The organism is Pseudomonas sp. G11 (assembly GCF_029457515.1).
GTDB lineage: Bacteria > Pseudomonadota > Gammaproteobacteria > Pseudomonadales > Pseudomonadaceae > Aquipseudomonas > Aquipseudomonas gorinensis.
In genome coordinates this window covers 5630085-5643440 of record NZ_CP120377.1, presented here as the reverse complement: position 1 = coordinate 5643440, position 13356 = coordinate 5630085, and the positions used below count along the sequence as shown (strand labels likewise).

Here is a 13356-nt window from a genome sequence, read left to right as displayed (position 1 = left end):
AGAAAACTCAGGAGATTTTGCAATGGCTACTACTCTTTCCTTGGCCCCACTGTTCCGTCACTCCGTGGGCTTTGACCGTTTCAACGACCTGTTCGAATCGGCGCTTCGCAGCGAGGCCGGTACCACCTATCCGCCACACAACGTCGAAAAGCACGGTGACGATCATTATCGGATCGTGATCGCGGCAGCAGGCTTGGTGGAGGACGACCTGGATATTCAGGTGGAGAAAGGCGTGTTGACCGTCGCCGGCGGCAAGCGGGAACACGATGAGGGCATCACTTACCTGCACCAAGGCATCGCCCAGCGCGCGTTCCGCCTGTCGTTCCGCCTGGTTGACCATATTGAAGTGCAGGGCGCACAGCTCGCCAATGGTTTGCTGAGCATCGATCTGCTCAGGATCGTGCCCGAGGAAGCCAAGCCTAAGCGCATTGCGATTGGCGGTGCTGCCAAGGCTGAGGTGAAATCCATCAGCGAGCAATAAGGCTGGAATGAATAAAGGCGCTCTTCGGAGCGCTTTTATTCGATGTGGCGAGGTCAAAATGTGGCGCTTTTGTATGAGCGGACTTGCCCCGATGCCAGTCAGTTAAGGGCGAACACTGTACCTGGGGCGAGGGACCTTGCTCCCGTTGGGACGCGAAGCGGCCCCAAAATCAGCCTATGAGTTCTAATCGGAAAATCTCAGTGCCTTTATTGGCGCTGCTTCGCAGCCCAACGCGGGGCAAGCCCGCTCGCCACAACAGGCCCGCTTACCACAGAAGCACAGCAGTCGCTTCATTCCATCTGCACATTTTGCGCTTTCTGCTGCTGCCCAGCCCGCCCCTCACGCCCCTCCCACTTGGCAATCACCAACGGCGCCAACGCATTGCCCAGCACATTCAGCGCCGTGGTCGGCATCTCCATCAAACGGTACACCCCGGCGATAAACGCGATGCCTTCCAACGGCAAACCGGCACTGGCCAGCGTGGCCGAGAGAATCACGAACATGAACCCCGGTACCCCGGCCGCCCCCTTGGAGGTGAGCACCATGGTCACCACCAGCAAGGCCTGATCGCCCAGGCTCAAATCAATGCCGTACAACTGCGCGACGAACAGGGTACCGATGCCGAGGAACAGTGAAGCGCCGTCGAGGTTGAACGAGTAACCCACCGGTACCACAAAGCTCACCAGTGAAGGCGGTACGCCGTAGGTTTCGAGTTTCTTCATCAATTGCGGCATCACCGCCGCCGAGCTGGCGGTGGAGAAGGCCAGTACCAGTTCATCCTTGATATGGCGCATCAGCGCGAACAGGTTGATCCCGCAAACGCGCGCCACCAGGTTGAGCACCACCAGCACAAAGAACGCGATGGCCACATAGCTGACCATGATCAGCTTGGCCAGCGGCAGCAACGAGCTGAAACCGAAGTTGGCCACCGTCACGGCGATCATGCCGAACACGCCGATGGGCGAGTAGGCCATGATCATCGAGGTGACCTTGAACATCGCGTCGCTGACGCCACGCAACAGCGCGATGACCGGGTCTTTGCGCTCGGCGGGCAAGCGCGCCACGCCCAGGCCGAACATCACCGCAAAAAACAGCACCGACAACAGGCTGCCCTGGGCCATGGCGTTGACCACGTTGTCGGGGATGATGCCGACGATGATCTGCCCCAGGCTATGACCGGCGCCGTTGCTGGTGGGTAGGGTGATATTCGCCGCGTGCAGGCTGGACAGTTCAGTGCCAGCGCCGGGCTTGAGCAGGTTGCCCATGACCAGGCCGATGATGATCGCCAGGGTGGTGATGCAGAAAAAATAGCTCAGGGATTTGACCCCGATACGGCCCAGGGATTTGCCGTCACCGTGCCCGGCAATGCCCACCACCATGCAGGAAAACACGATGGGCACCACGATCATTTTCATCAGCTTGATAAAGATATCGCCCGCCGGTTGCAGGACATTGTCCACCAGCCACGGCCGGGATTCGGGAAAGCGGTGCAGCAGGGCACCAATGGCGATACCGGCGAGCAAGCCGATCATGATTTGCCAGACCAGCGCGATGCGGGGCGTGTGCATGGGAGTGCCTCATTTGAGATCAATGATTTTTAAGTTGTTGTTCTAGGCAGTCAAAAGGCGGCCGTCCGCTGGTCGCCGGGTGTTACGGGTGGCCGTCAGCGCAGGTCGTTGCATGCGTCTTTGAGGCGACGGCACCCTTCTTCGATCACGTCCAGCGAGCTTGCGAACGACAGGCGCACATACGGCGACATGCCGTAGGCCGCGCCGCTGACGGTGGCCAGGCCGTAGTCGCGCAATAGGTAGTCCACCAGTTGGGTGTCGCTGTCGAGGCGATCGCCTTGGGGAGTGAGCTTGCCCATCAGGCCGCTGACGTTGGCGAATACATAAAACGCGCCATCCGGTGGTGTAATGCTCAATTCGGGGATGCCCTCAAGCAGCGCCAGAATGCGCGCGCGGCGTTGCTGGTATTCCTCGCGCATGCCGGCGATAGGTGCTTGATCACCCGCAAACGCGGCCACCGCTGCCGCCTGGCTCAACGAGCTGGGGCAGGTGGTGGTCTGTGACAGCAACTTGGCGATGGCCGCGATCAACCAGGCCGGCCCCGCACCAAAGCCCAGGCGCCAACCGGTCATCGCATAGCCCTTGGACGCGCCGTTGACGATCAGCGTGCGTGGCTTGAGATCGGGCGCCAGGCGTGTCAACGGCACATGCCGGGCGTCGCCGTAGACGAAGTGTTCGTAGATCTCATCGGCCATGACCAGCACATGGGGATGACGACGCAAAACCTGCGCCAGGGCCAGCAGCTCGGCTTCGCTGTACACCGCGCCGCTGGGGTTGTTCGGGCTGTTGAGGATCGCCCATTTGGTGTGTGGGGTGATCGCCTGTTCGAGCGCGGCGGGCGACAGCTTGAAACCCAGGCTTTCATCGCCCGGGATGATCACCGGTGTGGCATCGTTGAGCCGTGCGATGTCCGGGTATGAGACCCAATACGGCGTGTGCACGATGACTTCATCGCCGCGATTCAAGGTGGCGGCCAACGCGTGATAAATGATGTGCTTGCCGCCGCAACCGGCGACGACTTCGTCCAGGCCATACACCACATCATTATCTCGCTGCAGTTTCAGGCAGATGGCCTGGCGCAGGGCAAGGGTGCCGGTGGTGGCGGTGTAATGGGTATCACCGCTGTGCATCGCCAAGCTGGCGGCCTCAAGAATATGCGCCGGGGTGTCGAAGTCCGGCTCGCCCACGGTGAAGTTAACGATGTCGCGGCCCTGGGCGCGCAACTCGGTGACCAGGGCGTTGGCGGCAATGCTGGGGGAGGGCGCAATGCCCAGGACACGGTCCGACAAAAATGCAGTGCTCATTTCGGACTCCTTCATACCAGGCCGGCATTGTTGAGGGCCTTGTCGATCCAGCTCTGGCGCACTGCACCGCTGGCAATTTCTGCTTTGACCGCTTCTTCGTGCTCGGCATGTTGCGCGGCGCGGCGCAGTACTTCGGCGGCGTCGGCCTGGGAGAACGCGACCAGGCCGTCTTCATCACCCACCAGCAGGTCGCCGGGGTTGATCACCATGCCGCCGATAGACACCGGCACGTTCACTTCGCCGGGGCCGGTCTTGTACGGGCCGGTGTGCACCACGGCGCGGGCATAGCACGGGGTGTCCTCGAAGCTGGCGACATCGCGAATCGCGCCGTCAATCACAAACCCCACGCAACCACGCTGCTGGGCGTAGAGCTTGACCAGTTCCCCGATCACCGCGTTATTGGTGTCGCCCTGGCCGTCCACCACCAGCACATGGCCCGGTTGCAGCATGCTCATGGCCTTGTAGATCAGCAGGTTGTCGCCGGGACGGGTCTTGACCGTGATCGCCGTGCCCACCAGCTTGCCGCTGCGGTTGTAGCGCGTCAGGCCACGGGCGCCGATATGACGGCCGAGGTTGTCGCTGATATGCGGCGTGACGACATGGCCAAACGCCTCGACCAGTTCGGCCGGGGCCATGGGCGCGTTGGGAAGGATGCGTGAACCGGGCAAGGACATGGCAAATCTCCAGAATTGTTAGATAGCAATGGGCTATGGCTGGATCTTAGGAGTGATGATCGAAGAGTTTTAGCGATATTTTATGATGTGATAGCATCGCTTTTTCTCATGAATTGGCCGCGATGATCACCTTCAAGCAAATCGATGCGCTGTACTGGATTGCCGAACTCGGCAGCTTTGAAGCGGCGGCGAACAAGCTGAACATGTCTCAGTCGGCCATCTCCAAGCGCATCCAGGAGTTGGAAGACACCTTTGACGTCGAGATTTTTGACCGCAGCAAGCGCAACGCCCGGCTGACGGAGAAGGGCGGTGAGCTGCTTGACTACGCCCGCGACCTGCTCAACAGCCGCGACCAACTGCTCGAACGGGTCAGCGCCCGCGAAGTGCTGGTGCGCCGTTTTCGCCTCGGCGTCACCGAACTCACAGCATTGACCTGGCTGCCGGCGCTGGTGGATGCGCTGCGTCAGGCCTACCCCAAGGTGCAGATCGAGCCGTCAGTGGAACTGAGCAGCGAACTGTTTCGCAAGCTGGAAAGCGACCAACTCGACTTGGTCATCGTGCCGGACGTCTACAGCGACCCGCGCTTTCACAGCACGGCGCTGCAATGCGTAGAAAACGCCTGGATCTGCGCGCCAGGCCTGATCCCCCAGCCCGACCCTGTAAGCCTGGAAGTGCTGGCCGATTACACCGTTCTGACCCAGGGTTCGCAGTCGGGCACCGGCTTAATCTACGAGCGTTGGCTGGCCGCGCACAACGTGCAGATGCCGCGGACCCTCACCAGCCATAACCTGCTGGTGCAGGTGGGCTTGGCGTTGTCGGGGATCGGCGTGAGTTATTTGCCCAAGGCCTGTTTGTCCCATCTGATCGAGCACGGCGCATTACGCGCGTTGGTCACGCAGCCGGAGTTGCCGAGTATCCAGTACGTGGCATTGCACCGGGTGGACCGCCAATTCGGCTTGAACCAGGACGTGGCGCGGATGGCGCAGGGGTGCTGTGATTTCTCGCGGTTGTTGTTTTAGCGTAAGTGCACACACTGCGCTTTTTATTCCAAAAGGGTCCTTTGTCGAAAAACAGGATCATGATTAATTCAAGCCTGGATGTAGTCAGTTCAACTTCATACTTGAAGGCGCATGAACCCAGCCTCTATCAGTCAAGAAGACCAAAATGCATGGCATTCACCACCCTGATACTGGATGCACCCGGCCCGCCGTTGCTATTCGAGGAAGTCGACCGATTCCTTGAGTTGGGCTTGGTCGTCACCCTGAATCTCTACTATTTCACGGATAAAAACAGTATCCGCAAGCACTACGGCGAGCGCATCCGATACACCGAGATCAATTGCCACGACAGGCAAGCTTTCATCGACGCCGTGACTGAGGCCGGGGGGTATAGCGTGTTCAAGACGCGCCTGAATATTCCCATTGAGAGCAAACTGATCCGCGCCGCTGCATCACCGACCCTGCCAACGCCACTGCGCGCCATCGCCCAGGCCGGTTCAGGCGTTAACCATATCGACCGGCAAGAGGCTGAACGGTGTGGCGTGACGATACTGAACACGCCGGCCTCCAACGCGGTAGCTGTGGCCGAATACGTGGTGGCCCAGACATTGTTTTTATCCCGGGACCTGGATCACTACAACGCCGAGACGCACAGTGGTCACTGGTCCAAGGGCACTTTGGCGCCCGGCCTTGAGTTCTGCGAACTCACGTTAGGCGTGGTTGGCACTGGCAGCATTGCTCAAGAGGTCGCGCGCAAGGCCGGATCGCTGGGGATCCGGGTCATCGCCACCGGTTCAGAACGCTTTACGGAGCAGGTCGCGCGCAGCCTTGGGCTTGAGCGACGAGAAACCCTCGAGCAATTGTTGGGGGAGGCCGATGTGGTCTCGATCCACGTACCGCTGACACCGCTCACCCGAGGCCTGTTCGGCCTTACCGAGTTCAGACAGATGCGCCAAGGTTCGATACTGATCAACACCGCTCGCGGTGACATTGTCGACGAAGCCCAGTTGGCAAGCTTCATGACGGCATTTCCCAGGCATATAAAAGCGGTCGCCATCGATACCTTCGCCCAGGAAAAAGACCGCTTCAACTCGCCGCTGGCTGGCATTCGCAACGCCCAACTGACACCCCATATCGCCGGCAACACGACGAAGGCAATCCGCAAGGCTTCACGGCAGATCGTCGACAAGATCCACGCGCTCAGCCTGGCTACGGACGTACATTGACCACGGGCACAAAGCGCTCTCTTGATGAGCGCCTCAACGCCTTGAGTTGTAGCAAGCGCTTCCGGATGGGCTAGGGCTGCTGTGCAGCCGTCGCACGGATGGGCGGTGCGGTAGCGGCGGCAATGTCCCACGTCAGCAGGATGTGGCTGATGGCGGCATCGATGGTTGCGTGGGGCACGTTGTCCCGCGCCAATATCGAAATGCCCTGCAAGAAACTGTCAAACACCGCCGCCATCGACACCGCGGCAATCGTATCCGGCAGTTGCCCTGAGCTTATTCCACGTTCGACACACGCCACGATCCCTGCCCGCGTTCTCATACGGGACTGGGTCAATGCATCCGCCACCCGCGCATTCTCCGGGCTTGGTGCGCTCATCACGCCCAATGCCACCATACACCCCTTGGGATGCCCGTCTTCACACTGCATGCGCGCGGATTGGCGCAATGCGGTCTCGATGGCTTTGCGCGGCAGCAGGCTTTCATCCCATAGGCATTCGGTCACTTGAGCGTAGGTTGCCAGATAGCGCTGCACGCACTCATCGAACAGCGCTTCCTTGGAGCCGAATGCGGCATAAAAACTCGGTGCGGAGATACCGCCGCCCAGGCCGGCCTTGAGCTGGGCGAGGGACGTGGCGTCGTAGCCATGCTGCCAGAACAGGTACATGGCTTGTTCCACGGCGTGGTCACGGTCGAAGGTACGGGGACGGCCCATTTGTGCCATTTCATAAAACTCCCTTGGCAGACCAGATAAATACTAGTCGATACATAAGTCGTTGACAACGTGCGACAGCTGCCTGCAACATTTGTATCGATCAGTATCTAAATTGCCTCAAGGAGTTTCCCGTGACCCCCTCAGTCTGCGTATCCGCGTCTTCTGAACGCCTGCCTATCGGCGCCTTGCTCGCGCTGGCCATGACCGGTTTCATCTGCATCGTCACCGAAACCCTGCCGGCCGGGCTGTTGCCGTTGATCGGCGATGGCCTGGGGATTTCCCCGTCCATGGCCGGGCAGATGGTCACCGCCTATGCGCTGGGCTCGGTGCTGGCGGTGATCCCCATGACCATAGCCACCCGTGGTTGGCGCCGCCGCAATGTGCTGCTGCTGACCATCGTCGGCTTCCTGCTGTTCAATTCCATCACGGCATTGTCGTCCCATTACGGTGTGACGCTGGTGGCGCGTTTCTTCGCCGGGGTCGCCGCGGGGTTGGCCTGGAGCCTGCTGGCCGGTTACGCCCGGCGCATGGTCGCGCCCCATCAGCAGGGGAGGGCGCTGGCGCTGGCGATGGTGGGTACTCCGATTGCGCTGTCACTGGGTGTACCGCTGGGCACCTGGCTTGGCGGCCTGGTCGGCTGGCGTACCACCTTTGGCCTGATGTCGGTACTGACCCTGGTGTTGATCGCTTGGGTGCTGGTGAAAGTCCCGGACTATGCGCCACAGCCCGCGCACCAACGCCTGCCGTTGCGCAAGGTCCTCACCACGCCAGGGGTCAGGCCGGTACTGGCGGTGGTGATCAGCTGGATGCTCGCCCACAACGTTCTCTATACCTACATCGCCCCGTTCGTGGCGCGTGCAGGCTTGGCCGCGCGGGTGGACCTGGTGTTGCTGGTATTCGGCATTGCGGCATTGGTGGGGATCTGGCTGACGGCCAAGCTGGTCGAGCCGTTATTGCGCCAGACGGTGTTGGTCAGCCTGGTGGTGTTTGCCGCGATTGCGCTGGTGTTTGGCGTATTGGGCAACGTGCCTGAAGTGATCTACCTTGGCGTCGCCGTGTGGGGCCTGAGCTTCGGCGGTGCCGCCACTTTGCTGCAAACGGCTCTGGCCGACGCGGCGGGCGATGGCGCCGATGTGGCGTTGTCGCTGAACGTCGTGGCGTGGAACAGCGCCATTGCCGCCAGCGGTGTGGTGGGTGGCGTATTACTCGATCGCTGGGGCGTGGGGGCATTTCCGTGGGCGATGCTGGTGTTGATCGGCGTGGCGCTGGGGATCGCGTGGGGCGCGCGTGACCACGGCTTCAAGCCTGGGCGACGGTCTGGCGTTGCAATAGTGTCTCACTGAACCTTCGGGTGAGCGCGATAGGGGAGCGGAGCGCGACAAGATCGGTAAGCCTGCGGCACCAAACGGATTTATCAGGGTCCATACGCCCCGCGCGATCATTCGCGCTCATCCGTTTACCCTCACCTTAAGATCTAAAGCATGTACCTACGCAACATTGCAGTCGGGCTGGTAGCCCTCGTTTTAGTCTCTACCGCCGTAGACGCTCGCGGCCCGGCAAACCCCTACACGTCCACGCAGCAACGTATCTCGTTTGACGGTTGCGCCGAACTCTTCCCCGCCGCGACACCGATCAACACGGCCACGGTGCCAGCCAGCATGAGGCCAATGGCCCTCTGTTCCGACCACTTCGCGGTGCTCTATTCGCAAACCAGCAAGACCCCGCTGGTGGTGGTCGAGCGCCTGAATGCCGCCCAGTTGAACGACGCCAAAGGCGAGGAGCGCACCAACCAGTTTTACCCCGACCCACGCATTCCCAAAGGTGGGCGCGCCGAGTTGAGCGACTACCGCAGCCAGCACCCGGCGATGGACCGTGGCCACCAATCCCCAGCCGCCGACGCGCCGAATGCCCATGCCATGGCACAGTCTTTCGCGCTGTCGAACATGGTGCCGCAAGACCCTACCAACAACCGCAAGATCTGGAGCAAGGTCGAAGCGGATGTGCGCAAGTTTGCCAAGCGCGCGGGCGGCGACGTGTATGTGTTCACCGGGCCGCTGTTCGATGCGGGCTACAGCACCATCGGCGACAACAAGGTCTGGGTGCCGACGCGCCTGTTCAAGTTGGTGTACGACGCCTCAAGCAAACGCGCCTGGGCCTACGTGTTGCCCAATGCCGAAACCCGTATCCAGAAACCGATGGACTACGACACCTTCGTGAAGAGTACCGGGCTCAAATTACTCGGCAACCTGCCGGTGACGGGTTCGGTGGGGCGTACGTGATGCTGGGTTGAGCGATACGCCCAGCGTTACTTGCCTTTTTTCAACGCCTTCAAGCGCGCTGTCGCTCGCTGTACGGCGGCCATTTTCTCGGGGCGTTTCATCCGTTTCCATTTACGGATGTCGTCCTTGGTCCGCCCGCAGCTGACGCACAACTCGCCACTCAACTGGCAGGTCGAGACACACGGGTTTTCGATTTCTTTAGCCAAGATTTCACCTGGGGATACCGTCAAGGGGCGCCGCTACGCGGCACGAAATTCAACCGTGAGGTGGCTCACTTCATGGACCGGCTTGAGGCGCAGGCGAATGCTCTCGGCATCCGCTGTCGGTTGGCCGACCACGCTGACGATGGCCGCATGCACACCGGGCCCGACCTGCCAGACGTGCAGGTCGGTAATCGTTGCATCGCCGGGTTGCTCCACCCGCTCGCGGATCTCGGCGGCGACGTGTTCGTCGGTCTGGTCCAGCAACACGCCGGCGGTCACGCCCATCAGGCTCCAGGCCCAGCGCGCAATCACGATGGCGCCGACGATGCCCATCACCGGGTCCAGCCATACCCAACCCAGGTACCGACCCGCCAGCAATGCGGCGATCGCCAGCACGGAGGTCAACGCATCGGCAAGCACGTGGATGTAGGCTGACCTGAGGTTGTTATCGTGGCCGTGGTGGTGATGGTCGTGATCATGGTCATGGCCGTGGCTATGCCCATGGCCCAACAGCAACGCACTGACGATATTGACCACCAGCCCGACGATAGCAATCAGGGTCGCCGTACCAAATTGCACTTCGGTCGGCTGGAGCAGGCGCATGAACGATTCGATACCGATGCCCAGGGCGACCAGCGCCAGGATCAGCGCCGAGGCGAAGCCGCCCAGGTCACCCACTTTGCCGGTGCCAAAGCTGTAGCGAGGGCTGTTCGCATGGCGCTTGGCGTAGGCATAGGCCGCCGCCGCAATGCCCAATGCGCCCGCATGGGTGGCCATATGAAAACCGTCGGCCAGCAGGGCCATGGAACCGGTCAGGGCGCCAGCGGCAATTTCCGCCACCATCATCACCACGGTCAGTATCACCACCCACAGCGTGCGCCGGGCGTTCTCGTCGTGGGCAGCCCCCAGGAAGACATGCTCGTGTGCCTGGCTATTCGTGAGGGTCATTTGGAGTAGCGCCGAATGGCTTCAAGCAATTCTTCGACGCCCTGGTTGCGCGCCTCTGTACTCAGTGACGGGTCAGCCACATGCGCCCTGGCGTGGTCCTCGATGATCTCTTCCATCAAACCGTTGATAGCACCGCGCGTGGCGGCCACCAGGTGCAGTGTCTTGGCGCAGTCGGCGTCTGACTCCAGCGCTTTTTCCAGCGCCTGAATCTGCCCGGCGATGCGTTTGACGCGTTTGATCAGGCTGTCTTTGTTTGCGGCTAGATGACCCACGGCATACCCCCCCTACCTATAATGCGGCGGATCATTGCATACCCCACCCCCCCTATACAAGAAGGCTGTTGCAACGCTACTTCGGCCGGTGCAACTGGCGCCTTAGGGTATACAGCGCCACGCCCACCGCCAGCACACCGGATAACGCGCCCACCCCCAGCGCCCAGCGCGGGCCCAGGTGGTCGGCGACCCAACCGACGATGGGCGCCCCAATCGGCGTGCCGCCCAGGGCGACGCCCACGCGCAAGGCGATCACGCGGCCGCGCATGGCGGGGTCGGTGCTCAGCTGCATCAGGCTGTTGGTGGTGTTGCTGAAGGTCATCGCACCCACGCCGATAATCACCAGCGCCACGGCAAACAACCAGTAGTTCGGAGCCAGGGCTGCTAGCGTGCAGCCCGCGCCGAACACTGCTGCACCCGTGAGCAGCGACTTGAACTGCGGGCGTTCGCGGCCGGCGGCGAGCAGGGCGCCGGCGATCGTGCCGATGGCCAGGGTCGAGCTCAGCAGGCCGTAGGCGCGGGCATCGGCATGGAACACGCTGACCGCCATGGTCGAGATGAAAATCGGGAAGTTCATGCCAAAGGTGCCGATCAGGAACAGCATCAGCAGGATCGCCTTTAAGTCCGGTCGCGCCCACACATAGCGCAGCCCTTCGGTCAGGCTGCCCTTGGAGCGCAGCGCGCGCACCTTCACCGGCTGGCCGGACACCCGCAGGAAAAACAGCGAAGCCAGCACCGCAAAAAAGCTCGTGCCATTGAGCAGGAACGCCCATCCGGTGCCCACCGATGCGATGGTCAAGCCCGCTACGGCCGGGCCGATCAGGCGCGCCATGTTGAACGAGGTGGAATTGAGCGCGATCGCATTGGACAAATCCTTCTCACCCACCAGCTCCGCGACGAAGATCTGTCGCACCGGTGCATCGAAAGCCGAGGCGCAACCGGACAAAAACGCGAACACATACACATGCCACAGCTCGACAAAACCGGTGATGGTGAACACCCCCAGCGTCAGCGCCAGCATGCCCATGACCGCCTGGGTGACGATCAGTAACTTGCGTTGGTCATAGTGGTCGGCGGCGAAGCCGGTCCAGGGCAGCAAGAGCAACTGCGGCCCGAACTGCAACGACATGACGATGCCGACGGCGGCCGCGTTATGCGGGGTGAGCTGGGTCAGTACCAGCCAGTCCTGGGCGGTGCGCTGCATCCAGGTGCCGATATTGGAGACCAGTGCACCCGCCGCCCAGATGCGGTAGTTGACGCTGCGCAGGGAGCGGAAGGTTCCGAGCAAACTCATGAATACTCCAAAGATAAGCCGCCCCTGGGTTTATACTCGCCCCCTCGCAATCGTCCAACTTCACCCGAACCGAGATCCCCATGAGCACCTCTCTTTCCCTGACCCCTGCGCGCAAACCGCTTGCGCCCCTGGTGGCGTTTATCATCCTGCTGGTGGGCGCCGTGTTCCTGCAAAACACCGTCGGCGTGCGCCAGATGCTGTTGCTGGTGGTCGGCGCGGCGCTGGGCTTGACCCTCTATCACGCGGCGTTCGGCTTCACCTCGGCCTGGCGCGTATTTATCAATGATCGGCGTGGCGCCGGCCTGCGCGCGCAGATGGTGATGCTGGCGGTGGCGGTGCTGCTGTTCTTCCCGGCATTGGGGGCAGGCACGTTGTTCGGGCAACCGGTGGTCGGGCTGGTGGCGCCGGTCGGGGTGTCGGTGGTGTTTGGCGCATTTATCTTCGGCATTGGCATGCAACTGGGCGGCGGTTGTGCGTCGGGCACTCTGTTCACCGTGGGCGGCGGCAATGCGCGCATGTTGGTGACGTTGTTCTTCTTCATTTGCGGTTCGTTGATAGCTACGCACCATGTGGACTGGTGGTTTGCGCTGCCTGCGTTCCCCGCGACGTCCATCGTCAAAAGCCTCGGCGTGGTGCCGGCCTTGCTCATGAGCCTGGCGGTATTTGCGCTCATCGCGGTGGTGACTGTGCGGCTGGAAAAAGCCCGTCATGGTCAGCTTGAAGCGGGCGTGACCAGCGAACACCCAGGGCTGCGCCGCTTCCTGCGCGGGCCGTGGCCGCTGGTCTGGGGCGCGATTGGCCTGGCGCTGCTCAACTACGCAACGTTGGCCCTGGCCGGGCGGCCGTGGGGCATTACGTCGGCGTTCGCGTTGTGGGGGGCCAAGGCGGCCAGCGGGCTGGGTGTGGATGTGGCCAGTTGGGCGTTCTGGCAAATGCCTGGCAACGCCAAGGCCCTGGCCGCGCCAGTGTGGGAAGACATCACCAGCGTCATGGACATCGGCATCGTCCTCGGTGCGCTGCTGGCGGCCGGCCTGGCCGGGCGTTTCGCTCCCAGCCTGAACATCCCGGCACGCTCGCTGGTAGCGGCGGTGATCGGTGGCCTGTTGCTCGGCTACGGCTCACGCCTGGCCTACGGCTGCAATATCGGCGCGTACTTCAGCGGTATCGCCTCGGGCAGCCTGCATGGCTGGGTGTGGTTGGTGGCGGCGTTTATCGGCAATAGCGTGGGTGTGCGGTTGCGGCCGTTTTTCTTTGCCGGTGAGCGGCCGCAGGTGGCGTTGAGCGGTTGCTGAGACCGCCACTGCCCTGCCCATCATGTCCTTCATGAGATAACGAGGGATAGGGACTGTTTATTTTGAGGGGCCGAGAGGGGCACTCCGCTGTACTTTTTTGGATAA

Annotated in this window: 14 protein-coding genes; 6 read left to right on the top strand and 8 right to left on the bottom strand. The window is 61.8% G+C overall.

What is annotated here, in order from left to right; all coding sequences use genetic code 11:
• Positions 1-22 precede the first annotated feature (22 nt).
• Positions 23-481, top strand: coding sequence for an Hsp20 family protein (locus P2T68_RS25900; RefSeq protein WP_024076590.1), 459 nt, complete (start codon positions 23-25; stop codon positions 479-481).
• A 290-nt stretch (positions 482-771) separates the two neighbouring features.
• Here P2T68_RS25900 and P2T68_RS25895 read toward each other — a convergent pair whose 3' ends face one another.
• From P2T68_RS25895 to P2T68_RS25885, 3 genes are all read right to left on the bottom strand, one after another.
• A complete protein-coding gene (locus P2T68_RS25895) occupies positions 772-2049 on the bottom strand; it encodes a cation:dicarboxylase symporter family transporter (protein ID WP_102623604.1) in 1278 nt (425 codons plus the stop codon).
• 95 nt (positions 2050-2144) lie between these two features.
• Entirely contained in the window at positions 2145-3353 is a 1209-nt protein-coding gene (locus tag P2T68_RS25890; RefSeq protein ID WP_024076588.1) for a pyridoxal phosphate-dependent aminotransferase, read from the bottom strand.
• An 11-nt stretch (positions 3354-3364) separates the two neighbouring features.
• Complete coding sequence (locus P2T68_RS25885) at positions 3365-4027, bottom strand: RraA family protein (RefSeq protein WP_024076587.1); 663 nt, start codon at positions 4025-4027, stop codon at positions 3365-3367.
• 122 nt (positions 4028-4149) lie between these two features.
• Between P2T68_RS25885 and P2T68_RS25880 the strand changes: the two genes are divergently transcribed.
• Together P2T68_RS25880 and P2T68_RS25875 are read left to right on the top strand one after the other, a co-directional pair.
• Positions 4150-5046: a LysR family transcriptional regulator gene (locus P2T68_RS25880; protein WP_069076154.1), complete on the top strand. Its 897-nt coding sequence runs from the start codon at positions 4150-4152 to the stop codon at positions 5044-5046.
• Between the two features lie 149 nt (positions 5047-5195).
• Entirely contained in the window at positions 5196-6251 is a 1056-nt protein-coding gene (locus P2T68_RS25875; RefSeq protein ID WP_277378471.1) for an NAD(P)-dependent oxidoreductase, read from the top strand.
• A gap of 70 nt (positions 6252-6321) precedes the next feature.
• Here the strand turns inward: P2T68_RS25875 and P2T68_RS25870 are convergent, their stop codons facing one another.
• Positions 6322-6972, bottom strand: a complete 651-nt coding sequence (locus P2T68_RS25870) for a TetR/AcrR family transcriptional regulator (RefSeq protein WP_102623606.1) — start codon at positions 6970-6972, stop codon at positions 6322-6324.
• 122 nt (positions 6973-7094) lie between these two features.
• Here P2T68_RS25870 and P2T68_RS25865 point away from each other — a divergent pair, with 122 nt between their 5' ends.
• Both P2T68_RS25865 and P2T68_RS25860 read left to right on the top strand, forming a co-directional pair.
• Entirely contained in the window at positions 7095-8306 is a 1212-nt protein-coding gene (locus tag P2T68_RS25865) for an MFS transporter (RefSeq protein ID WP_277378470.1), read from the top strand.
• Positions 8307-8444: 138 nt separating this feature from the next.
• Positions 8445-9242: a DNA/RNA non-specific endonuclease gene (locus P2T68_RS25860; RefSeq protein WP_277378469.1), complete on the top strand. Its 798-nt coding sequence runs from the start codon at positions 8445-8447 to the stop codon at positions 9240-9242.
• A gap of 26 nt (positions 9243-9268) precedes the next feature.
• Here P2T68_RS25860 and P2T68_RS25855 read toward each other — a convergent pair whose 3' ends face one another.
• The 4 genes from P2T68_RS25855 to P2T68_RS25840 form a co-directional block, all read right to left on the bottom strand.
• A complete protein-coding gene (locus tag P2T68_RS25855; RefSeq protein ID WP_024076581.1) occupies positions 9269-9448 on the bottom strand; it encodes a DUF1289 domain-containing protein in 180 nt (59 codons plus the stop codon).
• 33 nt (positions 9449-9481) lie between these two features.
• Positions 9482-10393, bottom strand: coding sequence for a CDF family Co(II)/Ni(II) efflux transporter DmeF (gene dmeF, locus P2T68_RS25850; protein WP_069076157.1), 912 nt, complete (start codon positions 10391-10393; stop codon positions 9482-9484).
• Positions 10390-10665 carry a metal/formaldehyde-sensitive transcriptional repressor gene (locus P2T68_RS25845; protein WP_024076579.1) on the bottom strand — a complete coding sequence of 92 codons (276 nt, stop codon included), beginning with the start codon at positions 10663-10665 and terminating at the stop codon, positions 10390-10392. Before P2T68_RS25845 ends, dmeF begins: the two co-directional genes overlap by 4 nt.
• Before the next feature lie 76 nt (positions 10666-10741).
• Entirely contained in the window at positions 10742-11959 is a 1218-nt protein-coding gene (locus P2T68_RS25840; protein ID WP_024076578.1) for an MFS transporter, read from the bottom strand.
• 80 nt (positions 11960-12039) lie between these two features.
• Here P2T68_RS25840 and P2T68_RS25835 point away from each other — a divergent pair, with 80 nt between their 5' ends.
• Positions 12040-13251, top strand: a complete 1212-nt coding sequence (locus P2T68_RS25835; protein WP_277378468.1) for a YeeE/YedE family protein — start codon at positions 12040-12042, stop codon at positions 13249-13251.
• The last annotated feature ends 105 nt before the right edge of the window (positions 13252-13356 follow it).